23 protein-coding genes and 1 pseudogene are annotated in these 23,288 nt (G+C 60.4%); 5 read left to right on the forward strand and 19 right to left on the reverse strand.

Annotated elements, in window-relative coordinates; genetic code table 11:
• The 8 genes and pseudogenes from ribB to HMPREF2656_RS07105 form a co-directional block, all read right to left on the reverse strand.
• Nucleotides 1-1,037, reverse strand: a 1,037-nt coding sequence (gene ribB / locus HMPREF2656_RS07070) for a 3,4-dihydroxy-2-butanone-4-phosphate synthase (protein ID WP_070816378.1), incomplete at its 3' end; no start/stop codon positions are given.
• An 11-nt stretch (nucleotides 1,038-1,048) separates the two neighbouring features.
• Nucleotides 1,049-1,636 (reverse strand): riboflavin synthase, encoded by a 588-nt coding sequence (locus HMPREF2656_RS07075; protein ID WP_070570380.1) that lies wholly within the window; start codon nucleotides 1,634-1,636, stop codon nucleotides 1,049-1,051.
• A 3-nt stretch (nucleotides 1,637-1,639) separates the two neighbouring features.
• Nucleotides 1,640-2,635 carry a bifunctional diaminohydroxyphosphoribosylaminopyrimidine deaminase/5-amino-6-(5-phosphoribosylamino)uracil reductase RibD gene (ribD, locus tag HMPREF2656_RS07080; RefSeq protein ID WP_070770982.1) on the reverse strand — a complete coding sequence of 332 codons (996 nt, stop codon included), beginning with the start codon at nucleotides 2,633-2,635 and terminating at the stop codon, nucleotides 1,640-1,642.
• Nucleotides 2,632-3,294 carry a ribulose-phosphate 3-epimerase gene (rpe, locus tag HMPREF2656_RS07085; protein WP_070423113.1) on the reverse strand — a complete coding sequence of 221 codons (663 nt, stop codon included), beginning with the start codon at nucleotides 3,292-3,294 and terminating at the stop codon, nucleotides 2,632-2,634. Before rpe ends, ribD begins: the two co-directional genes overlap by 4 nt.
• Nucleotides 3,295-3,303: 9 nt before the next feature.
• Entirely contained in the window at nucleotides 3,304-4,782 is a 1,479-nt protein-coding gene (locus HMPREF2656_RS07090) for an RsmB/NOP family class I SAM-dependent RNA methyltransferase (RefSeq protein WP_070423112.1), read from the reverse strand.
• Nucleotides 4,779-5,705 carry a methionyl-tRNA formyltransferase gene (gene fmt, locus HMPREF2656_RS07095; protein ID WP_070423111.1) on the reverse strand — a complete coding sequence of 309 codons (927 nt, stop codon included), beginning with the start codon at nucleotides 5,703-5,705 and terminating at the stop codon, nucleotides 4,779-4,781. The genes HMPREF2656_RS07090 and fmt overlap by 4 nt, the downstream gene beginning before the upstream one ends.
• Before the next feature lie 2 nt (nucleotides 5,706-5,707).
• The gene (gene def, locus HMPREF2656_RS07100; RefSeq protein ID WP_070423242.1) at nucleotides 5,708-6,208 is read right to left on the reverse strand and encodes a peptide deformylase; all 501 of its coding nucleotides are present in this window, start codon (nucleotides 6,206-6,208) and stop codon (nucleotides 5,708-5,710) included.
• Between the two features lie 39 nt (nucleotides 6,209-6,247).
• A pseudogene (locus HMPREF2656_RS07105) lies at nucleotides 6,248-8,256 on the reverse strand (primosomal protein N').
• Between the two features lie 187 nt (nucleotides 8,257-8,443).
• On the opposite strand from HMPREF2656_RS07105, the gene HMPREF2656_RS12530 reads away from it, so the two are divergent.
• From HMPREF2656_RS12530 to HMPREF2656_RS07120, 3 genes are read left to right on the forward strand one after another with little or no spacing between them, the layout of a single operon-like run.
• Nucleotides 8,444-9,373, forward strand: a complete 930-nt coding sequence (locus tag HMPREF2656_RS12530; protein ID WP_168167545.1) for a polysaccharide deacetylase family protein — start codon at nucleotides 8,444-8,446, stop codon at nucleotides 9,371-9,373.
• 18 nt (nucleotides 9,374-9,391) lie between these two features.
• Nucleotides 9,392-9,787: a hypothetical protein gene (locus HMPREF2656_RS07115; protein ID WP_070816213.1), complete on the forward strand. Its 396-nt coding sequence runs from the start codon at nucleotides 9,392-9,394 to the stop codon at nucleotides 9,785-9,787.
• Between the two features lie 3 nt (nucleotides 9,788-9,790).
• Nucleotides 9,791-10,639: a hypothetical protein gene (locus HMPREF2656_RS07120; RefSeq protein ID WP_070423107.1), complete on the forward strand. Its 849-nt coding sequence runs from the start codon at nucleotides 9,791-9,793 to the stop codon at nucleotides 10,637-10,639.
• Here the strand turns inward: HMPREF2656_RS07120 and metK are convergent.
• The 11 genes from metK to pyrR all read right to left on the reverse strand — a co-directional run bounded on the left by metK (nucleotide 10,636) and on the right by pyrR (nucleotide 22,162).
• Nucleotides 10,636-11,853, reverse strand: coding sequence for a methionine adenosyltransferase (gene metK / locus HMPREF2656_RS07125; protein WP_070423106.1), 1,218 nt, complete (start codon nucleotides 11,851-11,853; stop codon nucleotides 10,636-10,638). The two genes, HMPREF2656_RS07120 and metK, sit on opposite strands and share 4 nt — an antisense overlap.
• A gap of 72 nt (nucleotides 11,854-11,925) precedes the next feature.
• On the reverse strand, nucleotides 11,926-13,155 hold the full coding sequence (gene coaBC, locus HMPREF2656_RS07130) for a bifunctional phosphopantothenoylcysteine decarboxylase/phosphopantothenate--cysteine ligase CoaBC (RefSeq protein ID WP_141761036.1): 1,230 nt from the start codon (nucleotides 13,153-13,155) through the stop codon (nucleotides 11,926-11,928).
• A 73-nt stretch (nucleotides 13,156-13,228) separates the two neighbouring features.
• Nucleotides 13,229-13,543, reverse strand: a complete 315-nt coding sequence (gene rpoZ / locus HMPREF2656_RS07135) for a DNA-directed RNA polymerase subunit omega (protein ID WP_371325710.1) — start codon at nucleotides 13,541-13,543, stop codon at nucleotides 13,229-13,231.
• A gap of 13 nt (nucleotides 13,544-13,556) precedes the next feature.
• Nucleotides 13,557-14,144: a guanylate kinase gene (gmk, locus tag HMPREF2656_RS07140; protein WP_070423104.1), complete on the reverse strand. Its 588-nt coding sequence runs from the start codon at nucleotides 14,142-14,144 to the stop codon at nucleotides 13,557-13,559.
• A 2-nt stretch (nucleotides 14,145-14,146) separates the two neighbouring features.
• Nucleotides 14,147-14,470 carry an integration host factor, actinobacterial type gene (mihF, locus tag HMPREF2656_RS07145; protein ID WP_070423240.1) on the reverse strand — a complete coding sequence of 108 codons (324 nt, stop codon included), beginning with the start codon at nucleotides 14,468-14,470 and terminating at the stop codon, nucleotides 14,147-14,149.
• Between the two features lie 231 nt (nucleotides 14,471-14,701).
• Nucleotides 14,702-15,520 (reverse strand): orotidine-5'-phosphate decarboxylase, encoded by an 819-nt coding sequence (gene pyrF / locus HMPREF2656_RS07150; RefSeq protein WP_070570393.1) that lies wholly within the window; start codon nucleotides 15,518-15,520, stop codon nucleotides 14,702-14,704.
• Nucleotides 15,520-18,894, reverse strand: a complete 3,375-nt coding sequence (gene carB, locus HMPREF2656_RS07155) for a carbamoyl-phosphate synthase large subunit (protein ID WP_246825133.1) — start codon at nucleotides 18,892-18,894, stop codon at nucleotides 15,520-15,522. Before carB ends, pyrF begins: the two co-directional genes overlap by 1 nt.
• Before the next feature lie 22 nt (nucleotides 18,895-18,916).
• A complete protein-coding gene (locus HMPREF2656_RS07160; protein WP_070816216.1) occupies nucleotides 18,917-19,378 on the reverse strand; it encodes a carbamoyl-phosphate synthase domain-containing protein in 462 nt (153 codons plus the stop codon).
• A 4-nt stretch (nucleotides 19,379-19,382) separates the two neighbouring features.
• Complete coding sequence (locus HMPREF2656_RS07165; RefSeq protein ID WP_070423100.1) at nucleotides 19,383-20,666, reverse strand: dihydroorotase; 1,284 nt, start codon at nucleotides 20,664-20,666, stop codon at nucleotides 19,383-19,385.
• A complete protein-coding gene (locus HMPREF2656_RS07170; protein ID WP_070423099.1) occupies nucleotides 20,663-21,601 on the reverse strand; it encodes an aspartate carbamoyltransferase catalytic subunit in 939 nt (312 codons plus the stop codon). The genes HMPREF2656_RS07165 and HMPREF2656_RS07170 overlap by 4 nt, the downstream gene beginning before the upstream one ends.
• Nucleotides 21,602-22,162: a bifunctional pyr operon transcriptional regulator/uracil phosphoribosyltransferase PyrR gene (gene pyrR, locus HMPREF2656_RS07175; protein ID WP_070816217.1), complete on the reverse strand. Its 561-nt coding sequence runs from the start codon at nucleotides 22,160-22,162 to the stop codon at nucleotides 21,602-21,604.
• A gap of 157 nt (nucleotides 22,163-22,319) precedes the next feature.
• On the opposite strand from pyrR, the gene HMPREF2656_RS07180 reads away from it, so the two are divergent.
• Entirely contained in the window at nucleotides 22,320-22,802 is a 483-nt protein-coding gene (locus HMPREF2656_RS07180; RefSeq protein WP_224212667.1) for a YbjN domain-containing protein, read from the forward strand.
• Entirely contained in the window at nucleotides 22,799-23,266 is a 468-nt protein-coding gene (locus tag HMPREF2656_RS07185) for a YbjN domain-containing protein (protein ID WP_070451375.1), read from the forward strand. The genes HMPREF2656_RS07180 and HMPREF2656_RS07185 overlap by 4 nt, the downstream gene beginning before the upstream one ends.
• Nucleotides 23,267-23,288: the final 22 nt, after the last annotated feature.

Here is a 23,288-nt window from a genome sequence, read left to right on the forward strand (position 1 = left end):
TCGACTGGCAGGCCTTGTTCAAGGTTTGCATCAACGGTGTCGAGCCCGTCGTCCTGTAAACGGTAGGCGCGCAGCTTGGCGAGTAACCCGATTCCGCGTCCCTCATGTCCACGCAAGTAGACGATAACGCCGCGGCCTTCCTGTTGAACGCGGCGCATTGATTCCTGAAGCTGCGGACCACAGTCACAACGCCGGGAGCTAAACACATCGCCGGTGAGACATTCCGAATGCACGCGGACGAGAACGTCCTCGGCGTCGCGCAGTGCATCAAGTTCCCCAGCGATCAGCGCAACATGCTCGGTCTCAGTCAACGTATCCAGGTAGCCAACCGCAGTGAATTCACCGAACTCCGTTGGTAAACGAGTAGCAGTGCTGCGTTCGACAAATCGTTCATGCTGGCGACGGTACGCAGCGAGCTGCTCGATCGAAATCATCGGAAGCCCGTGCGTATTCGCGAACCTGCGGAGCTCGTCGAATCGAGCCATGTCTGCCGGGTCATCTTCAGAAACGATCTCGCACAGGGCACCGACAGGGGCCTTACCCGCAAGCGTTGCAAGGTCTACCGCTGCCTCCGTGTGTCCGTCCCGGACAAGTACTCCCCCGTCACGCGCCCGCAGGGGCACAACGTGTCCGGGCCTCGTAAACGACTCTGGGGTCGCGGAATCGTCGGCAAGTAATGCGATCGTCGTGGCGCGCGAACGGGCGGAAATACCGGTGGTGCCGGTTGCTGCATCAACGGTCACGGCGTAGGCAGTGCCGTGAAGGTCCTGGTTTTGCGCAACCATCGGGGGCAGATCGAGGGCAGTAGCCCGCTCGTCCGACATGGACACGCAAATGTAGCCAGAGGTGTACCTCACCATAAACGCCACCAACTCCGGCGTGGCGTCTTGTGCAGCGAAGATGAGATCGCCCTCGTTTTCGCGATCCTCACTGTCCACGACGACGACTGCTTTGCCCTCGCGGATGGCGGCAATCGCCTCCTCCACAGTGTCCAATTCGGTGGTGTGATTACCGGCGCTACCGGCGGATGCTGTCATACCGTTCAACCCTAGCCCTGCACCATTTTCTCAACGTACTTGGCCACGATATCCACCTCAAGGTTCACCGGATCACCGACCGTAAGGTCACCAGCAGTGGTATCGCGCAGCGTGGTGGGGATCAGCGACACCTCGAAAAAATCGTCTCCAACCGCGGAAACCGTCAGCGACGTTCCGTTGACCGTAATGGATCCTTTCTCCACCACATACCGACCAAGATTCGCGGGCAGAGTGAAGCGCACTACCTCCCAGTGCTTCGAAGGCGTACGAGAGACAACCTCGGCGACACCATCGACGTGGCCCTGCACGATGTGTCCGCCCATGCGCTGACCAGCAGCCAACGCGCGCTCTAGGTTGACCTTGCTCCCCTCGCTATAGGTGCCGAGACGCGAGCGATCCAGCGTTTCGCGCATCACGTCAGCGGTGAATACGCCAGCAACGTTGTCAACCACCGTCAGACACACGCCGTCGACCGCGATGGAGTCCCCCGGTGATGCATCCTCGGTGACCTTCGGCGCACGCACCGCGATCCGGACGGCATCCTCGAGCTGCTCAAGCGTGTCGACGACACCAATCTCCTCAACGAGTCCCGTAAACACAGTTCAGTCCTTCTCCATTTCTATAAGCACATCGTTGCCGATCCGGCGCACATCAGTGGTGCGGAAACGTTTAGCGTCGCCAATCGTTCCCGCGATTTCGCGGTCGAGCACTCCCCGTCCGGCCCCCAGCAGTGCAGGGGCAATGTAGGCCTGCACCGCGTCTACCAGGTCGAGTTCCAGGAAACTCGCCGCCAATGTTGCCCCGCCTTCTACAAGCACATCTCTCGCGCCGCTATCCCACAGCGCTGTCAGCGCGGCCTGTGGAGTGTCGTATTGCTCAAACCCGAGCTCGGTCAGGTTGCCGCTGGGAACAGCCCGCTTACCGACGACCACACGTCGCGGCTGGTGCTCATACAGAGCGCCATCGCTGTGGCGGGCGGTCAACGATGGGTTGTCAGCAAGCGCGGTCCCCGTGCCAATGACAATCGCGTCACGTTTCGTGCGATCTGCGTGCACAGCGGCGCGGGCTTCGTCGCAAGTGATCCACTTGCTCGTCTTATCGGCCGCTGCCGTAAACCCGTCCAGCGTCGACGCAAACTTCAGCGTCACACTCGGGCGGTTGTTGCGCACCGAGCGAAGCCAGGGCTGCAGTGCCTCCACACGGGTGTGAAGTAGGGCCACATCCAATCCATGTGTTCGCAGCCAATCCGCGCCGCCGGATGCAGGCTCAAACGGATCAGCGGTCAGATACACCACCCTCGCAATTCCGGCATCCACCAACGCTTGGGTGCACGGACCTGTCCTGCCAGTGTGGTTGCACGGTTCCAAAGTGACAACGGCTGTCGCGCCCTTCGTCCGTGGTCCCGCTTCACGCAGGGCGTTGACCTCAGCATGGGGCCCGCCCGCGGGAGAGGTCCCGCCAGTCGCGATAACTTCCCCGGATGCGGTCACGATTGCGCAGCCCACCGGCGGGTTCGGCGAGGTCGTCCCGCGCACTGCGTCACCCGCCGCTATGGCCGCAGAAACCGCGTTGGCTAACGCGGGATTATCACGTGTCACGCCTGCGCAGCCTCAGTTGCCAACTCGCGGAGGCGCTCTACCGCCTGGGCTGGGTCATCAGCGCCGAATACGGCGGAACCAGCAACGAATGCGTCCACACCGGCCGCTGCCGCTTGTGCGATAGTGCTGTTGGCAATGCCACCGTCGATACCAATGATTGTGTCCAGGCCCGCTTCCGCAATGCGATCGCGAAGCGTCATCACCTTGCCCAGGACCTCGGGCATGAACTTCTGGCCGCCAAATCCTGGCTCGACACTCATGACCATGACCTGATCAAAATGCTCGAGGTCATCGAGGTACGGCTCGATTGCGGTCCCTGGCTTGATGGCGAAGCCGGACTGTACACCGAGTTCGCGGCACTGCTTCGCAGCAGCTACATGGTCGTCGGTCGCTTCGACATGGAACACGAGGCGGTCGCCGCCGGCCTTGACGTAGGTTTCAAACCACCGCTCCGGCTCCTCGATCATCAAATGCATATCCAGGAATTGGTCCGTCACGCCGTCAACCGCCTTGGTCACGTCGGGACCAAAGGACAAGTTGGGCACAAAGTGGCCGTCCATGATGTCAACGTGGATCAGGTCTGCGTTGGGGACCTTGCGGACGTCGTCGCCAAGCGCTGCATAATTAGCGGCAAGAATTGATGGTGCGATGTAAATCATGAGGTGTCCTTAAACTTCGGTGGTCGGCTCGGGTCCGAGTTTTCGCAGTACAGCGAAAAACATAGCGTCTGTTCCGTGTCGGTGCGGCCACATCTGGACGCTTGGCAAGTCGCCAACGTCATCCATGCCCGCTGCGTACTGGCTCGCATCGAGCTCCTCGACCTTGCCATCAGCGAGGATCGTGTCGACGATTCCCCTGGTTTCGCGCACATCGGGTGAGCACGTGGAGTAGACGACAATACCGCCGGGCTTAACTAGCTCGATTGCAGCCGAGAGCAATTCGCGCTGAAGCACGTTGAGTTCCGCGATGTCTTCCTCACGCTTGGTCCAACGCGCCTCTGGGCGGCGGCGAAGCGCTCCGAGACCGGAACAGGGTGCGTCGACGAGAGCACGGTCGTAGCCCGGCTCAAGGCCAGAACGACGACCATCGGCAGTATGGACGCGCACAGGAAGATCACGCACGGTTTTCCGAATGAGTTCAGCACGGTGCGGACTCACTTCGACGGCATCAACTACTGCGCCATCGATAGCAGCCAACGCCCCCATAAGCGCCGCCTTACCTCCCGGCCCAGCGCACAAGTCGAGCCATCGGCGTTGGTCGTCTTCGACCGGCACGTCCACTACCGCACGCGCAATCACCTGCGAGCCCTCGTCCTGGACTGCGGCGAGCCCCTCGCGTACCGGCTGCAACTGTCCTGGATCACCTTCAGGGAGGTAGACGGCGTACGGTGAGTAGCGCCCCTCTTCTCCGCCAGTGACCAGCGCTAACTCCTCCGCACTCATCTCGCCTGGTCGAGCAACAAGATGTACGACCGGGCGGGCTGAATCAGCCTCAAGCGCGGCCTCAAGCTCGTCGTCTCTCGAGCCCAGTGCAGCACGGATCGATTCCGCGATCCACACCGGGTGCGCATGGCGGAACGCCACCGCAGCAAGCGGGTCCTCCGGTTCAAGCTTGCGGAGCCACTCCTCCGCTGGAGTCCGCGTAATCGAGCGCAATACGCCGTTGACAAAGCCCTTGGCCTTGAATTGACCGGCCGCTTCAACCAAACGTACGGAGGTGTCGACGGCCGCATGGTCCTCCACTCGCGTGTACAGCAACTGGTAGGTGCCGAGCCGCAACGCGGTCAGCACTTCAACAGCCATTCGGTCCAGGCCGCGGGATGCGTTGTCTGCAATCACAGCGTCAAGAACACCAAGGCTGCGCAGCGTGCCGTAAGTCAGCTCGGTTGCAAACGCAGCGTCACGACCGGTGATCTTTCGCTCACGCAAGACCGTCGGCAGGGTGAGGTTTGCAAACGCCGCGTCGCGCTCGACGCGTACCAACACCTCAAATGCCGCCTCGCGCGCCGGGTCACCGATGCGTGCGGTTGCGTTCACAGGTGCTGCTTCTTTGCGACGCCTCGGCGCCTGCCGCGTGTTTGCTCGCCCGTTTCGCTTCGGCTGGTGTTCACGGCGCCCTGCTGCGCGTGACCGGAATCCACCACTCATTCGAACGTCATCCCTTCCGCCCGGACATCGTTGGCCAAGCCTCGAGCCCAATCAGCTGCGTTCATCATTTTCTTGCCGGGTGCCTGAATCGTGCTGAGCACGACGTCACGAGTACCGGTTCCCACTCGCACCTCGTTCTTGCCAAATGCAACCTGGCCCGGGGCGAGCTCGGTTGAATCGACAGACGTTACTGGCCCGAGCTTGAATCGCTCCTCGCCTCGCATAGTCCATGCACCAGGCGCTGGAGTATGCGCACGAATTGCCCGATCGATGACCGTGGAATCGGCGGCCCAGTCAACGCGCGCATCTGCAGTGAGAATCTTTGGCGCATAGGTTCCCTCTTCAGGCTGTGCTTTCGGCGTCAGTGTGCCGGATTCAAGACCATCCATGGTGCGAACGAGCAGGTCTGCGCCGGAGTACGCCAAACGCTCGAGAAGAACACCGGCGGTGTCGTCGTCGGAAATTGTGTCTGTGAGCGTGTCCAAAATGTCGCCGGTGTCCAACCCTTCGTTGATCCGGAACGTCGTCGCACCGGTGGAGGCATCGCCCTCGCGGATCGCGGCCTGTACCGGCGCAGCACCGCGCCACTGCGGCAGCAGCGAGAAGTGCAAGTTCACCCAACCGTGCGTCGGAATATCGAGCATGCCAGCAGGAATCAGGTTGCCGTACGCAACGACCGGGATCGCGTCTGGGGCGATGTCGCGCAGTCGGGCCGCGGTGTCGTCGTCAAGTTTCTCGGGTGTGAGCACCTCAATGCCATGCTCGAGTGCAACTGCCTTCACCGGCGACGGATGCAACGTGCGCCCCCTGCCTTTGCGTGCATCGGGTCGCGTCAGCACGGCCACTACCTCATGTTCCGATGCCAGCAGCCGCTCCAGTGCCACTGCCGCCGGCTCAGGGGTGCCTGCAAATACAAGTCTCACGGTTAGTTCTCCTTATTCCACTCCGCCGCGGCAATCGCATCGAGTGCCGCTTTGCGGTCAGCTGGCGACATTCGGGCCGTAAACATCACGCCGTCGAGATGGTCTGCTTCGTGCTGAATGCAGCGTGCGAGCAATCCGCTGCCGCGTAGTGTCAGCGGGCGCCCACACATGTCGGCGCCATGGGCAACCACGGTGTTGTGCCGCTCAACAGTCCCGCGAACATCAGGCACCGAAAGACATCCCTCCACACCAATTTGGGTATCTTCGCCCAACGGCGTCCACACCGGGTTCACAATGTGTCCCCGAAGGCCCTGACAATCGAACACAAACACTCGCTGTGCGACACCGACCTGGTTTGCCGCTAGGCCAACACCCCCAGCCGCATCCATCGTCTCAAGCATGTCACCCACGAGCCTGTGCAGGCGTTCGTCGAACACATCCACCTCCTCCGCTGCCGTGTTGAGCACCGGATCCCCGAATAGACGAATGTCGCGTATGGCCATGAACGCCAAGTGTACTGACCTGGACAAGCGAAATTTCGCTTACCCGATATCCACCGGATTGACCTGGATACGCAGTGGCAGCTCCTGCTTCGACGTCGTCCACGCGACTGCCCCTGCCCGCAGCGCCTTGCCCAGCGCAGACCGCCCAGTTAGCGGCGCGCGCACCAGCATGCGCTGCGCCGGACCGTACTCACGCTGATCCCACTCGCCGGGCAAACGCACACCCGGGGCAAATCCACAGGACCCAGGATCTCCGCGTAGTCCGGCAGGTCAGTGCGCTCAAAGAACGGCTCCAGCGCGTCTCGGGGCGCGTCAACCACGGCAACGTGGACCGCCGGCGGAAATCTCGCCTCGCGGCGCAAAGCCAGCTCTGCAGCTGCAAATCCCGGCGCGTCCCAGCGAATGAGATGCTGCACGACCGGCATGCTCGGCTCCGCTACCACTACGACTTCTCCGCCATCGGCATGCGGTTGGACAAGCGTGGCAGCAGCCATCCATTTCGACAGCGTGTCCTCCACTGCCCTTAAGTCAGGGCGTTGCACGAGCGCCCACGCGTCAAGCAGCACAGCAGCACCGTATCCGCCTGGTACTCGAGGCTCCGCACCTGGCGTGGCGACGACAATCGCAGGCCCCGCGTCAATCGTGCGCGAAATACGATCGCCCCCGGACGTTTTGACCCTATATTTCGCAAACGCACGGCCAAGCTCTTCTGCGGTGCGTTCGGTGCCCAACACGACAGCCCGCACACGCCGGGAACCGCATGCCGGACACACATGTGCAGGATCCATTCGGCCACACCACCGGCATGTCGGTGCCGCTGCTTCACCGCCGGAGGGCAACCCCAGTGGACCGTTGCACCAACGGCAACGCGACGGTGTACGGCACTGCCCACAGGCGAGTGATTGGATATACCCGGTGCGCGGAACCTGGAACAACACAGGAGTGCCTCGCTCAAGGGCTTTCGTCGCAGCCGCAAATGCTGGCGAAGGAAGACGCGCCTGTTTAGCCCTCGGGTCCCGTTCAAGCTCAAAGTCAGAATCGCCCGCGGCGTGAATGTAAGGCGAACGTGTACGAAGCGTTTGGCGGGGTGCGACCAGTTCGTGCATCCAGCCAGATTCCACCAACAGTTGCGCCTCTGCTGTGCGTGAGAATCCACCGATGACCAAACATGCGCGCTCAAGGCTCGAGCGCGTCGTGAGCACCTCCCTGGCGTGAACGTAGGGCGCGCGAGGATCCACGAGGTTGTCATCGCCGTCGAACATGACGACCATCAACCGCAAGTTCTGGACCGGCGCGAACGCGGCGGAGCGGGTCCCTACCACGATGCGCCCTTGGCCGTGCAGAACGGACAGGTAGCGGGAATACCGTGCTTGGGGTCCCTGGGAGGCGGTCAAAGTCGTCACTTGTTTTGCCGCAACGAGCTCGCGTAGCGCTTCCTCGCAACGGTCAACAGCATCTTGGTCCGGAACCACGATGAGCGCGCCACCGCCGTCCTTTGCCACCTTGACAGCGAGTGCGGCAAGCGCGGCAGGCCAATCCTCGCCCGGCACCAACTGCCACGCGGCACGAGCCAGCTTTCCCTCTACTACGGCATCGACGAAGGACTCACCGTGTGTGTACGTCGTCCATGCGGAAAGGTCCGGCTCGGCGACCTCCCCGAGCGCCACCCATGGTGTGGAGGTATCCGTTTCTTCCGCTTTCGCATGTCGTGCGGGTATTGCAGAGCGATAAATGTCGGATCGGATGCCTGCGTACCGGTCCGCGAGTGCGTCGATAAGCATGCGCGTGTGCTCCGGGGCCACGACCTCGGGTGAGATAACGCGTTCGATGAAGCGCAGTGAGCCTTCATGGCTTGTCGACGACACCCGCTCCAGCACGATCGCATCCACGAGCCTGCCTGCAAACCGAACCCGCACGCGGACGCCTGGCTGTGCGGCATCGGCATCCTGCTCGTCGACAAGATAATCGAAGGCCCGATCAAGGTGCGCGAGCCCCAACATAGGCAGCACGCGAGCCACAGGCAGGTTGGCAGCTCGCGTGTTCGACATGGTGCAGCATTCTAAACCACGCCACGACACGACACTCCGGGCCTAAGGCTCAGCTGTGCGAAACAGTGCGGTAGTAATAGATGCATCACAAATCAATCGCGCCGATGAGGGACCCGCTTCCGCCATGAAACGTCTGCTTCCCGCAGTCTTATCCGTCTGTATATCCGCTGCAGTTGCCGCAGGAGCCATGACTGCTCCCCAAGCACATGCGGTTGACGTCACAAATCTTTCGCTAGGAAGCAAGCAGACACAACTGCTTTTTGCAGGCTCCTCCCTTGGCCCGATACTTAGTCCAGGTAACGGCTCGCCGATCGACAACGTATCCGCCTACATCCACGGCTCGTCGCAAGGCGCACAGCAAGCCGTACAGGACAACTGGCGCAAGGCATACAACCAACTCCCCCAACAAGTTCGAGATAGCGTGCCACCTCACCTGCGCCCTGCACCGCAGGAAGAAGAGACTGTGCCGGTAACCGTGGTCCCGGCAGCGGAGCCAACGTTGTCTCCTAACGCAACCAACTGCAGCAATTGCGTAGCAATTACGTACGACGACGGACCGGTTCCCGGTACGGAGCGCCTGCTCGACATCTTCAAGCGCAAGAATGCGCATGCGACGTTTTTCGTCGTCGGTAACAACGTCAATGCAAACCCGAAGATCCTGCGCCGCATCCGCGCCGAGGGCCACACGATTGGCAACCACTCGTATTCACACCCGGACCTGGCGCGCCAATCCGACGGGACGATCGGGTCACAGCTCAGCGACACGAGTGCTGCCATTGAGAAGCAATCGGGAGTGAAGGTGCACTGGGTGCGCCCGCCCTATGGTTCCTACGACGGCCGTGTAATCAATGCTTCCAAGGCCCGTGGCCTATCGCTGGCAATTTGGGACGTTGACACGATGGATTGGAGCCACCGTGACACCGCACGCACCTGCTCCATAGCGGTCAATCAGGCGCAAGCTGGATCGATTGTGCTCATGCACGACATCCACGAGCCGACCATCAACGCAGCGGAATGCATCATCGATGGTCTGCGCGCCAAGGGGCTGCGTCCGGTAAGCCTCGACGAGATGATTAAGGACCCCGTCCCGGGGCGTGTGTACACCCACGCGAATTAGCCGTTAGACTTCGTCGCCATGACTGATCCAGGCGAGCATACAGACGAGCAATCGGAAGACACTGCAGACCGCGAAGGTTGGCTCAAGGCACTTCCCTATGCCGTTTTTGCACTGTATGTGATCGCACCTGCACTCCTCATTCCCGTCGCTGGCACGCCATGGCTCCTCGTTGGTTTCATCTTTACTGTCGCTGCTATCGCGGGGCTTGTCGACGGCTACTGCTTCCGTCCCTCTTGGACATTGCCACTATCCGCCGCTGGCGGTTTCTGGGTGGCGAAGATCCTTTACTTCAATGACGGCACCTTCATCTATGCACTCGGCGTGGCTGTCGTGTCGGCACTTTGCGCATGGCTGATGTCTTTGGTGCGCAAGCAGCCGGCCCCGGTGTCGTCGACAAGCAGTGCGCAGGTGTAGCCGATGGAAACCTGGAGCCTCAACCACCCGAAGTATGGGCTTATCGAACTGCGTGTGGGATTCGACCGCGACTTCGCGGCAGAGGACCCTGAGTGGCCCGGAGATGAGACTGACAAGGAAGGCACCCTGGCCACAGACAAACACACGCTGCCCGAACGCGTCGAACTCTGGGCAAAGAATCCGAGTGAGCGCATGGAAGTGCGTGTCGACGGCACCGTGCAGCACCGCTACAACGACGTGAACAGCGGGCGACTCCCCCTTTTTGGAAACGGCGGGGCAAAACTCGAGACTCCAATGGGGATCGGCGTTGACCGCCAAAAGCCTCACCTTAAACTGCGTGCAAGTGGCTTCGACGAACTGCTCAGTGTCGAGTTTCGGGAGGGCGACACCATCGTCGAGTTCGATCCGCCAGAAGGCTCACGCGGTGCGAAACGGCGTCGAACAATGGAATCGAGTTCGCTCAAGCGCACGCTCATCCCCATGGCCGAAGGCTTGGGCAAAGGTGGCTGGGCGCTGGCAGTGATTGTGCTCGGCCCGATCGTAAGCCGAATCATCGACCGTCTTCTGCGCTACCTTCCGGACTGGGAACTCCCCGACATCACCTTGCCGCACATGGATCTTCCGGTCCCGCACCTTCCCCAAATGGATCTTCCGCTCCCCCAGATCAACTGGCCTGAATTAGACCTCCCGGACTTGCCCGAGTGGGTTCTTGTTGCGCTCGAATACTCCAAGATCTGGCTGCCAATCCTCATTGGCGTGGTTGTCGGAATCGTGGCCTTGCGCAACCACAAGAAGTCTGAACAGCAAAAAGCCGCCTGGGACAAACCCCAAGCGGCTTCGAAGGAAACTTAAACGCCTGCGGCTGCGCGCAAGTCGTCCACCTTATCGGTGTGCTCCCAAGGCACATCGATGTCTGTGCGACCAAAGTGGCCGTAGGCAGCGGTTTGGCTGTAGATCGGGCGCTTCAAATCCAAATCACGGATGATCGCATCCGGTCGCAGATCGAAGACCTTCTCCACTGCCTGCTGGATCGACTCGTTGGTCTGCCCCTCAGCGGCGGTACCGAACGTCTCCACGTACAGGCCAACCGGGGTTGCACGACCAATTGCGTACGCAACCTGAACCTCAACACGGTCTGCGAGGCCCGCAGCGACAATGTTCTTCGCCACCCAACGTGTCGCATACGCGCCGGAGCGGTCCACCTTTGAGGGATCCTTGCCAGAGAACGCGCCACCGCCATGGCGTGCCATACCGCCGTAGGTATCCACAATGATCTTGCGTCCGGTCAGGCCTGCGTCCGCCATCGGACCACCGGAGATAAACGAGCCAGACGGATTGATCAGGACCTTGGTGTCCTCGCGGTAGAACTTCTCCAGACCGGCATCTTCCATGACCCAAGCGATAACGTGCTCTCGCAGCGCCTTCTCAAGTGCCTCACCAGTGAAGTGTGGGTCGTGCTGCGTGGAGATCACGATCGTGTCGATAAACGCCGGGGTATCACCGTCGTACGCAAACGTGACCTGAGTCTTGCCGTCTGGGCGAAGGCCGTCGACGATGCCCTCGTGGCGCACTTGGGACAGTCGGCGTGAAAGGCGGTGCGCAGTCGCAATCGGCAACGGCATGTACTCAGGGGTCTCGTTGGAGGCGTACCCAAACATTAGCCCCTGGTCACCCGCACCAGACTGGTCAGTCTCTTCAGTGGAGGCCTGTTCGCGCACCTCCTGGGAGGTGGTCACGCCATCCGCAATCTCCTGCGACTGATCACCGATTGCGATGTTGACGCCACAGCTGTTGCCGTCGAAACCAACCTCGGAAGAGGTGAACCCGATTTCCACCAATTTGTCGCGCACGATCTTCGCAATATTGGAGTACGCAGACGTGCGCACCTCTCCAACAACGTGAACCTGTCCAGTGGTAACGAGGGTTTCCACTGCAACGCGGGACTGTGGGTCCTGCGCGAGCATGTCGTCCAAAATCGCGTCCGAGATCGCATCGCAGATTTTGTCTGGGTGCCCTTCAGTGACGGACTCACTGGTGAACAGTCGGTAGTAAGTGTCGAGTGACAACGGATCTTTCCTTTACGTGGCCTTGAGGCTGATTCTCCAACACACTAGACCAAGCGGTCTAAGTACGCAAAGCTAAGCGCGAAGCTTTTCAATCGCATTCCAGATCCGAGCAGCTACCTCGTGTTTCGTTCCGTCCTCAATTTCCAGTTCTTCGCCAGACGCACTCAACAACCAACCGCGGTTAGTTGACTGGCCAAACACATTGCCACCAGCAACCGAGTTCAGCATGAGCAAATCCGCGCCCTTACGCTTGAGTTTCGCGCGACCATTCTCAAGTTCGTTGTCCGTCTCAGCTGCAAACCCGACGATCGTGGCATGAGTCTCGCCAGCATCTCGCTTTTCGACGAGACCTTTAAGGATGTCCGGGTTCTCGGTCAAGCGAACAACGGAGAGCGCGTCATCGCTCTTGCCCTTCTTCAGTTTCGTCGTAGCTTCAGATTCTGGACGGTAATCGGCCACAGCGGCCGCCATCACGATGATGTCTGCGCCTGCGGCACGCTCATCCATCGCGTCTTTCATCTCACGTGTGGATTGCACACGCACCACCTCCGCCCCTGAGGGCACAGATAGTTCCGCGGTTGCTCCAGCCACGATCGTGACCTGTGCTCCCCGCTGCGCTGCGATGTCCCCGAGTGCAAACCCCTGCTTGCCAGAGGATCGGTTACCAATGAAACGCACAGGATCAATATTTTCTTGCGTTCCTCCCGCGCTAATAAGTACGCGGGTTCCTGCGAGCGTCTGCTTCATTGGACCGGTTGCCAACACCGTACGGGCTAGCTGCGCAATCGCCTCAGGGTCCGGCAAACGACCCGGACCCGTGTCCTTTCCCGTCAGGCGCCCATGCGCCGGCTCAAGAACCGTAATCCCACGCGAACGAAGCACCTCTACATTGTGTTGCGTCGCTAGGTTATGCCACATTTCGGTGTGCATTGCAGGCGCAAGCACGACGGGGCATGTGGCCACAAGAATGGTTGCAGCCAACAGGTCATCTGCTCGGCCTGCTGCGACACGGGCCATGAGATCAGCGGTTGCAGGTGCGACAACGATGAGATCGGCCTCTTGACCGAGACGGACGTGCTGGACTTCGTCGACACGTTTGAATACCCCAGTATCAACTGGGTTTCCGCTCAGCGCCTCAAATGTTGCTGCGCCCACGAACGACAACGCGCTTTCCGTAGGGATAACGCGCACATTATCGCCATGCTCTTTAAAGTCACGGACTAAGTGGCATGCCTTATACGCAGCAATTCCGCCGGATACACCGATCACAACGTTCTTGGGGGCAGACGTGGCTTCGCTCATGTGGGCCAAGCATACAAAAACGCCGTTGTGCGAGCCCCATTGGCTCGCACAACGGCGTCATTAGCAGAAGCGCTTACTGGCCTTCCTCGTGCTCGAGGAGACCTGCCTCGATCTCACGCAGCGCGATCGACAGCGGCTTCTCACCAGGCTCTGGCGTTACCAGCGGGCCGATGAACTCGAAAACACCATCTTCGGAGTTCTGGTAGAAGCTGTTGATCTGACGTGCACGCTTGGCTGCAAAGATCACCAGAGCGTACTTCGACGAGACCTTCGTCAGCAGTTCATCGATCGGGGGCGCGGTAATGCCGTCCGGGGTGTCGTAGACACGTTCCTGCTGAGTCTCCTCAACAGCGGTGTCCTGCGACAGGTCATTGGTTGATTCAGTCACTAAAACCCACTCGCTAATTGTTGTCGGATGTTGCGCCTAGAAGGATGCGCGCAATGTGTGCAACGGCATCGTCGACATCGTCATTCACAACAACGGTGTCGAACTCCCCTTGCGCATCGAGCTCCTCGCGCGCGGTGGTGAGCCTGCGCTCAATCACAGCTTCCGTCTCGGTCCCACGACCCGTGAGACGTTCAACGAGGACTTCCCACGACGGGGGTGCAAGGAACACTGTACGCGCTTCAGGCATGAGCTGCTTGATGTTGCGAGCACCTGCGAGGTCCACCTCTACGAGTACCGGGCGCCCGTCTGCAAGAGCTTCACGGACCGGACCCGCAGGCGTGCCCGAGCGCTGAAGGCCTCCGTGAATGTCAGCCCATTCCAGCATCTCACCAGCATCGATGCGCTGTTGAAAATCATTCGAGGAGACGAAGTAGTAATCCCTGCCGTCGACTTCGCCCGGGCGTGGAGCCCGAGTTGTCATCGAGACAGAAAAGTAGAGGTCCGGCACCTCGCCGCGCAGGCGGCTAACCACCGTTGACTTACCTACGGCAGACGGTCCGGCCAAAACGACCAGCTGCCCGCGGGGCGCCACCTCAGCCATGTTTAGTTCTCTTCGAAGCCGAAGCGCTCGAGCAGAGCACGACGCTGACGCTCACCCAGGCCACGCAGGCGACGGGTCTGAGCGATCTCCAGCTCCTCCATGATCTCGCGAGCCTTGACCTTGCCAACCTTCGGCATGGCCTCGAGCAAAGCGGAAACCTTGGTCTTGCCGATGATCTCGTCGGTGTCAGCCTTCTCCAGCACGTCCTTGAGCGTGGTCTCGCCGCGCTTCAGGGAGGCCTTCAGCTCAGCGCGCTTCTTGCGAGCCTCAGCCGCCTTCTCGAGGGCTGCCTTGCGCTGTTCATCGGTCAACTGTGGAAGTGCCACGGGTTCCTCCATGTAGGTAGTTCATTCAATATGTTCAGGCCGACTCGTGCCGGCGCGGGGCCTCCTCCACACTCTGCGTTCCAGGAGACGCACCGCATCCGACACAGTCTAACACTGCATCTGGTTGGCACCGGGAAAATGGAGCGCATTCTTGCTGCATTTCTCCATGTCACCGTTGCGACGCACCTAAACTACCAGGGTTTTTCTCAGCCGATGAAATGGACCCGCTAGTTATGGCTGTTTTACCAGTTCAGCGACACGTTTCCGCAGTTCAGTAACGTCCGGTCCAGCAGACAAGACGGAACGGGAAACATTCGGGAACACCAGGTGTGCGTTTGCACCTGCAATCTGCGCCGCGTCTTCCATCGTCGCTCCCTGCGCTCCGACCCCAGGCATAAGCACTGGAGCATTGAGCGCGTCGAGCACCGGCGGCTTCGCCACAGTTGCACCGACAACGACACCAACGTGGCCTACTGCAGCGCCCTGGTTGTACGTGGCGCATTCATCGACCATCCACTGCGACACCATGCGCCCATCGATTTCACTCGTCTGGAACGCTTCAGCTTCAGGGTTGGAGTTCGCAGACATCACGAACACGCCCTTACCGTGCGCTGCAGCAAGTGAGATGGCAGGCTCCAGCGACCCGACACCCAGATACGGTGTCAGCGTGAGCGCGTCCGCTTCCAACGGTGAGCCTGGTTGCAGCCACGCGGCGGCGTATCCAGCCATCGTGGAGCCGATATCGCCGCGCTTGGCGTCCGCGACGACGAGCGTCCCGCTCTCACGGAGTGCGGCGAGGGTCTCCTCGAGCACCGCGAAACCCGCAGAGCCGAACCGCTCGTAGAAGGCAACCTGTGGCTTGACCAACGCAACTGATCCTGCAAAGGCCTCAACACAAGCCGAGGAAAACCGTTGCAGACCATCAATGGTGTCCGGAAGACCCCACTTGTCTAGCAGCGCCGCGTGCGGGTCGATGCCTACACACAGTCGGCCATATTCGTTACCAGCGGCAACGAGACGCTCCCCGAAGGAGGCATGGGGCTGTACCACTACTGGCCACCCTCTGCGTTCTTGGAGACGCTGTGCTCGAGCTCCTGGAGGCTGGTCACATCAATAGAGTTGCTGCGCACTGCTTCGATGCCTTGGACTGTGGCGGTAACACCCTGCACATCGGTCATGATCGGTACATCCGCGATCACGGCTGCGGCACGGATGTCGTAGCCATCGTGGCGCGCGGTTGTCGAGCCCGCCGGAGTGTTCAGGATGAGATCAATCTCTCCGTCCAAGATCCGCTCCACGATGGAACGGCCCTTCGCACCTTCGCGGACTTCGGAGCCCTTGAGTGCTACTTCGCATTCGATGCCGTTGCGGCGCAGCATTTGCGCTGTACCTGCCGTCGCGATCACCTTGAACCCCATGGTGGACAAACGCTGGATCGGGAAGATCAGGGTGCGCTTGTCGTGGTTAGCCAGGGAGACAAAGACCGTGCCCTCCGTCGGCAGTTCGCCGTAAGCAGCGGCCTGGGTCTTAGCAAATGCCACACCGAACGACGGGGCAAGCCCCATGACCTCACCGGTGGACTTCATTTCCGGGCCGAGGATGGTGTCCAGAATCGACCCGTCTGGGCGGCGGAAGCGGCTAAACGGCAGTACCGCTTCCTTCACAGCGATCGGGTGGTTCAGCGGCAAGGATCCGCCATCGTAGTCGGACGGGATGAGGCCCTCGTCGCGAAGTTCAGCGATCGTCGCGCCGAGCATGACGCGTGCTGCAGCCTTCGCAAGGTGGACGCCGGTCGCCTTGGAGACGAACGGCACCGTACGCGACGCGCGCGGGTTTGCCTCGATGACGTAGAGGATGTCGTCCTTCAATGCGAACTGGACGTTCATCAGACCCTTCACCCCGATACCGTGAGCGAGTGCCTCAGCGGAGCGACGGACCTTTTCAATGTCGTCGGGGCCGAGCGTCATCGGCGGAAGCGCACAGGCGGAGTCGCCAGAGTGAATGCCGGCTTCCTCGATGTGTTCCATCAGACCACCGAGGTAGACCTCGTTGCCGTCAGACAACACATCGACGTCAATTTCGATGGCGTTGTCAAGGAAGCGGTCCACAAGCACTGGGTGGTCCGGGCTGAGCTCGGTTGCGCGCTCGATGTAGTTGCGCAGGGAGTCTTCGTCATAAACGATCTCCATGCCACGGCCTCCGAGCACGTAAGACGGGCGCACGAGGACGGGGTAACCAACCTTGTTGGCCACTTCGCGAGCCTCTTCGAAGGAGGTTGCGGTGCCAAATGCGGGAGCTGGAAGCTTGGCTGCTTCGAGCACCTTGCCAAACTCGCCGCGGTCCTCCGCCAGATCGATTGCCTCGGGGCTCGTACCGACGACCGGCACGCCCGCATCCGCGAGACGCTGCGCGAGGCCCAGCGGGGTCTGACCGCCGAGCTGCACAATAACGCCAGCGACCTCACCGGTAGCGGCTTCCGCACGGTAGATCTCCATCACGTCTTCGAACGTCAACGGTTCGAAGTAGAGACGGTCCGCGGTGTCGTAGTCGGTAGAAACGGTCTCCGGGTTGCAGTTGACCATCACGGTCTCGTAGCCAACGCGGGACAGTTCCAGGGCGGCGTGGACACAGGAGTAGTCGAACTCGATGCCCTGACCAATGCGGTTCGGACCAGAGCCCAGGATGATGACCTTGCCCTTGCTGTTTTCCTTTGCACCGGTGAACTGGTCAACCTCAGACTCGGCAGCCGGGTCGAGTTCGTACGCCGAGTACAAGTACGGAACCTTCGCCTCGTACTGGCCCGAGCAGGTGTCCACGGTCTTGAAGGTCGGGTGGATACCCAGCGTCCATCGCAGTTGACGCACGCCATCTTCGCCCGCGAGTTCTGGGCGCAGCGTAGCAATCTGGGCGTCGGACAAGCCTTGAGCCTTTGCCTCACGCAGAAGATCTGCGTCGAGCACAGGGGCGTCGATAAGCACCTGGCGAAATTCGACCAGCCCAGCGACTTCCTCGAGGAACCACGGATCGATGCCGGAGGCTGCGTAGACCTCATCAACGCTCGCGCCGAGGCGGAGCGCGAGCTCGACATCGTAGAGACGCTTGTCGGTCGGCACCTTAAGGTCTTCGAGCACCGCTGCGACGTCATTTGCACGCTCTCCTGCGACGTACTCGTCGGAACGAGTCCAGAAGCCGTTTGGCTTGTCTTCCATCGAGCGCATGACCTTGTTCAGGCCCTGGATGTAGTTGCGGCCAATACCCATGGCCTCGCCAACCGCCTTCATGGAGGTGCCCAGAGTCTCGTCCGAGTCCGGGAACTTCTCAAAGGTAAAGCGTGGCATCTTGACGATGACGTAGTCGAGAGACGGCTCCTCAAGCGCAGTGGTTGCGCCACCGGTCATGTCGTTAGCAATCTCGTCGAGCGTGTAGCCAATGGCGAGTCGGGTTGCCACCTTGGCAATCGGGTAGCCGGTCGCCTTCGACGCAAGTGCAGACGAACGCGACACGCGCGGGTTCATCTCGATCGTGATCATGCGGCCGTCTTTGGGGTTGATGGCGAACTGGATATTGCAGCCACCGGTCCTGACACCGACTTCACGGATGATGGCCTTGCCCTGTTCGATCATCTTGGTGACCTCGGGCTCGGTCATCGTCAACACCGGCGCCACCGTGACAGAGTCGCCCGTGTGGACACCCATGGCATCCACGTTCTCAATCGTCGCAACCGTAATGCAGTTGTCATCCGAGTCACGAATGAGCTCGAGCTCGATTTCTTTCCAACCGAGGATGGATTCTTCAATGAGCACGTTCGCTTCTGGCGATGCGGTCAAGCCGTCGCCGGCGATGCGGTGCAAGTCGTCCATGTCGTAGGCAAGGCCGGAACCGAGACCACCCATGGTGAACGACGGGCGCACGACGACTGGGAAGCCGAGCTCCGCGACGGTTTCTTCCACTTCTTCCATGGTGTAGCAGACACGGGAACGGGCGGACTCGCCGCCGATCTTTTCAACAATGTCCTTGAACTTTTGGCGGTCTTCGCCGCGCTCAATCGCGTCGATGTCTGCGCCGATGAGTTCAACGCCGTGCTTTTCCAGAATGCCAAGGCGGTCGAGTTTGATGGCTGTGTTCAGCGCAGTCTGCCCACCAAGCGTCGGCAGAATCGCATCAACCGGGTGGCCTTGCTCTGCCTCGCGGGCGAGGATGCGGTCGATGTACTCCGGCTGGATCGGCTCTACGTACGTGTGGTCGGCGAACTCAGGGTCGGTCATGATCGTCGCCGGGTTCGAGTTCACCAGGGTGACACGCAGGCCTTCTTCTTTGAGCACGCGGCACGCCTGGGTGCCGGAATAGTCAAACTCGCACGCCTGTCCGATGACGATCGGCCCGGAGCCGATGACCAGGACGTGGTTGAGATCTTCTCGCTTCATAATGTTTCTCCTGGTCTTTCTTTTAAGCTTCTTGCTTTTCGACGATTACCTGCACGCGCACCGACTTACCCTCGTGCTGCGCTTGTGAGACGTGGCGGACCAGCCTGCGGGTGTCTACACCCCAGATGCCGGTAATGCCCTGCGCCTTCATTTCTTCTTCCAGGCTGTGCTTTGCTTCCTGGTTCGATGCGATGCGAGCGAGATCGCGGATCACCACGGCTTTTGCCGTGATTGCCGTACGTTCCTCCCCTGCTCCTTCACCTGTCCAGCCAACATTGCCGATGTGCGGTGTAGCGAACACCAGGATCTTGCCGTCGTTATCGGCAGAGCACATTTCGCGCTCGTAACCGAACATATCGATGATGCTCTTGAGATCGCCTTCAATGTCACCTTCCGGTGCTGCGCCGAAGACGAAGCCGGTGAATTTCTCGCCTGTGTCGAGGACGAGTTGTGCGCGGGTGCGCTGCTGCTGTGTTTTTGTCATGGGTTTAGGCCTTCTTTGCAGAGTAGGTTTGGGTGCCGCGCAGCCAGGTGCCAACTACGCGTGCGTTAAATTCGATGCCTTCGTAGGGAGTGTTCGACGCCTTCGACGCCATATCCTTGCCCTTTGCGGTCCAGGTGTCCTGTGGATCAATCAAGGTGAGGTTTGCTGGCTCGCCAACCGCGATCGGACGGCCCTGGTCCTCAAGCCGCAGAATTTCGGCAGGGCGCTCGCTCATGACCTTGGCCACGAAGCGCCAGTCAGCAAGACCCGATTCGACGAAGACTCGGTGCACGATCGCCATGGACGTTTCTAGGCCGAGCATGCCTGGCTTGGCGTGCTCGAACTCCACGCACTTGTCTTCAGATCCGTGAGGAGCGTGGTCGGTGGCGATGACGTCCACGGTGCCGTCGAGAAGCGCTTGCTTGAGCGCTTCAGCGTCGCGCTTTTCGCGCAGTGGAGGGTTGACGCGGAACAGGCCGTCGTAGGTGGACAGCATTTCGTCGGTAAGCAGCAGGTGGTGCGGGGTGACCTCTGCCGTAACGTTGATGCCCTGTGCTTTGGCGAAGCGAAGCAGCTCGACCGTGCCTTCGGTCGACGCGTGGCAGAGGTGGTAACGACCACCGTAGTCACGAGTCATGATGGCGTCGCGTGCGACGATGGATTCCTCCGCGACACGTGGCCAACCGCGAAGCCCCAGGCGCGCTGCCTGCTCGCCTTCGTGGGCTACAGCGCCCTCGGTCATGCGGTGGTCTTCCGCATGCTGGGCAAGAATCACGTCGTGTGCCTTGGCGTATTCGATAGCGCGGCGCATGAGCTGCGGGTCGTTGACGCACTTGCCATCGTCAGAAAACATGCGCACACCGCTGCGGGCCATCAGACCGATCTCGGTGAGCGTCTTGCCCTCGAGTCCCTTGGTAATCGAGCCCACCGGGTAGACATCGCATTTACCGTACGTCTGGCCCTTCTCCCAGACCGCCTCGGCGAGGAACGGCTGGTCGATCACTGGGTTGGTATTCGCCATGGTGAATACAGCGGTGAAGCCTCCCTTGGCGGCAGCATCCGAGCCGGTAGCGATGGTTTCGGTGTCCTCGCGGCCCGGCTCACGCAGGTGCACGTGCATATCGACGAGACCAGGAAGCAACACGTTGCCACCACAGTCGATGGTTTCATCAGCATCGTCAAACGGGTTTTCCCCAATGGAGTCGATGACACCGTCTTCCACGTCAATGAGAATGCTGGTCACGTCCTCGCCATATGGACGAACGTTGTTGAGTGCAAGCTTGGTCACTTGATCGCTCCTTCTTCGCCGCCAGTGCCGGCGAGCAGTGTGAACAACACGGCCATGCGGGTGTACACGCCGTTAGAGACCTGGCCGAGAACGACAGCATTGTCGCGATCGGCCACGTCGTAGTTAATTTCCATGCCACGCAGCATCGGACCCGGGTGCATGATCAACGCCGAATCCTTCATGCGGTCGGCTCGGTCAACGCTCAAGCCGTACAAGGTGGCGTACTCGCGGTGCGACGGGAAGAACCCGCCGTTCATGCGCTCGGCCTGCACGCGCAGCATCATCACGACATCTGCGTGCTCAATCTCGGCATCGAAGTCATACGAGACACGTGCCGGCCAGAACTCCACACCGGTAGGCAGCAGCGTCGGCGGCGCAACCAACACAACCTCTGCGCCCAAGATGTGCAGTAGATCCACGTTGGAGCGAGCAACACGGGAGTGCAAAATATCGCCGACGATCAGGACGCGCTTTCCAGCGACATCGCCAATGTGCTGGCGCATGGTCACCGCATCCAGCAAAGCCTGTGTCGGGTGCTGGTGCTGGCCGTCACCTGCGTTCACGATGCTTGTATTCGGCAACCACTTGGCCAGAAGCTGTGCAGCACCCGAAGCAGGGTGGCGCATGATGATCGCGTCTGCACCGATTGCCTCCAAAGTTGCAGCGGTGTCTTTGAGCGATTCACCCTTCTTCACCGAAGATGAAGACGCAGACAGATTGATCACATCGGCGCTCATCCACTTGCCCGCTGTCTCAAACGACGAGCGGGTACGCGTCGAGTTCTCGTAGAACAACGTCATCACAGTGCGGCCACGCAGGGTCGGAAGCTTCTTGATCTCACGACCATCCAGAGCTTCCCGGAAGCGGTCCGCTTCATCCATCAGCTCGATGATCTCTTCGCGGCTGAGATCTGCAATATCGATGAGGTGCCTCATTTACGCCTCCCGTTCCAGGGTCACGCGATCTTCACCGTCGAGCTGGGCGATCGCGACAGTGACATCTTCGTCCTTCGATGTGGGGATGTTCTTGCCTACGTAATCCGCGCGGATTGGCAGCTCCCGGTGGCCACGATCGACCAGCACTGCGAGCTGGATCGCGGCTGGCCTACCGATGTCGCGCAGCGAATCAAGGGCGGCGCGAATGGTTCGGCCGGAGTACAAGACATCGTCGACAAGCACGACAATTGCCCCGTCGATGTCGACCGGAATGTGGGTTGGGCGCAGTGCCCGATGTGGCTTGTCGCGGAGATCGTCGCGGTACAAAGTGACGTCGAGACTGCCTACTGGCACGCTCACGCCTGAAAATTCTTCAACCGCTTCCGCAATACGCTGCGCTAACGGAACACCACCGGACGGGATCCCCAGCAGAATGACCTGCGGTCCGTCTCTGTCGTCCAGCGTTGTCTTCTCGATGATCTGGTGCGCGATGCGTGCAACAGTGCGACCGACGTCCTGAGCGTTCAGCAGCTCAACCGTCGACCGTTCGTTTCCACTCATCGAACCTCCTTCCCCGCCTCTCTGTGCGGCATTTAAAGGAAATATCGACGCGGTCCCGCCTATCGGGGCCGTGTGAAGTCTCGGAGACTGCGCTTCACATTAGCACCAGCACCGCGCCATCGCGAGGAGTTTCACCCAGATGGGTATTCTCGCAAGTGTGACTACAGAAGAGACTGAAGCCATCCAGCCCAACGAGCACCCAGAACGCAACGTTCCGGAACCGGTGACTACCGAAGCAATCGCCGCGATTTTTGAGGAAGAAAATCTTGAATACCGCGTCGAAGATCAAGCCGTGCGCTCTGGTTTTATCAACGCAGCAATCGTCATTGCCCTCGACGGCGATCACCTCATCTTCGAGGCCCTGTGGCGTGGCGAGTTTCCCCGCGATAGCGCATCGCAGGTGCTGTTTGCCTGCAACGAGCACAACCAGACGCATTTTGCACCGACCCTGCGTTTCTTCGAACGCGGTGAGGACAACCTGGCTGTGAGCGCCATTCGCTCGATGAACATCGCCGATGGAGCCTCATTCAACCAGCTCGGCTCTTTCATTGTGACGTCTATCGACGCCACGCTTCAGGCATTCGACTACCTCAAAACCACTTTCCCGACCGTCGTGAACTGGGAGGAACCGCAGCAGTGAGCACCGCAACTCAAGTAACCATCGACCGCGTCATCGAAACGATGGCGAAGCAGGGCATCGAAGTTTCCGACGACCCGTCTGGCCGCGCAGGCCACGCCCATTACAAGGGATTCAACCTGCTGTTTGTCCTGTTGGACTCAGTGTTGATCCTGCGTGCGGACTCGGTTACCGACACCCCGTCCGACACGCCCGATGCCACCTTGTACCTGGCCGCAAACCAGGTCAACAGCTCGTACCTCGACGCGCGTGCGCTCGTGGTCAACCGCACCGAGACGATCGTTGTGCGCACCGAATCGGAAATCGCGATCGGCGCAGGGCTAAGCGACGAGCAACTCGCGTCCTCGCTCAAGGCCGCTGTTGCTGGTGTGTTGGAAACCCAAGATGCCATGCAGGTGCTGGTGGGCGAGATCAAGCGCACCGCTGAGGAAGCAAGCGCAGCGCAGAACGATACCGAGGAGAGCTAAGCGGTTTTCTCACCGCTTAGGT

Source organism: Corynebacterium sp. HMSC034B08 (assembly GCF_001835805.1).
In the GTDB taxonomy this organism is placed as follows: Bacteria; Actinomycetota; Actinomycetes; order Mycobacteriales; family Mycobacteriaceae; genus Corynebacterium; species Corynebacterium coyleae.

Coding starts and splice junctions, on each gene's coding strand:
- rpe (WP_070423113.1), bottom strand. CDS start 3,294: ATGATTTACATCGCACCATCAATTCTTGCCGCTAATTATGCAGCGCTT.
- HMPREF2656_RS07090 (WP_070423112.1), bottom strand. CDS start 4,782: ATGAGTGGTGGATTCCGGTCACGCGCAGCAGGGCGCCGTGAACACCAG.
- def (WP_070423242.1), bottom strand. CDS start 6,208: ATGGCCATACGCGACATTCGTCTATTCGGGGATCCGGTGCTCAACACG.
- HMPREF2656_RS12530 (WP_168167545.1), top strand. CDS start 8,444: ATGACTGCTCCCCAAGCACATGCGGTTGACGTCACAAATCTTTCGCTA.
- HMPREF2656_RS07115 (WP_070816213.1), top strand. CDS start 9,392: ATGACTGATCCAGGCGAGCATACAGACGAGCAATCGGAAGACACTGCA.
- HMPREF2656_RS07120 (WP_070423107.1), top strand. CDS start 9,791: ATGGAAACCTGGAGCCTCAACCACCCGAAGTATGGGCTTATCGAACTG.
- coaBC (WP_141761036.1), bottom strand. CDS start 13,155: ATGAGCGAAGCCACGTCTGCCCCCAAGAACGTTGTGATCGGTGTATCC.
- gmk (WP_070423104.1), bottom strand. CDS start 14,144: ATGGCTGAGGTGGCGCCCCGCGGGCAGCTGGTCGTTTTGGCCGGACCG.
- carB (WP_246825133.1), bottom strand. CDS start 18,894: ATGAAGCGAGAAGATCTCAACCACGTCCTGGTCATCGGCTCCGGGCCG.
- HMPREF2656_RS07160 (WP_070816216.1), bottom strand. CDS start 19,378: ATGACAAAAACACAGCAGCAGCGCACCCGCGCACAACTCGTCCTCGAC.
- HMPREF2656_RS07170 (WP_070423099.1), bottom strand. CDS start 21,601: ATGAGGCACCTCATCGATATTGCAGATCTCAGCCGCGAAGAGATCATC.
- pyrR (WP_070816217.1), bottom strand. CDS start 22,162: ATGAGTGGAAACGAACGGTCGACGGTTGAGCTGCTGAACGCTCAGGAC.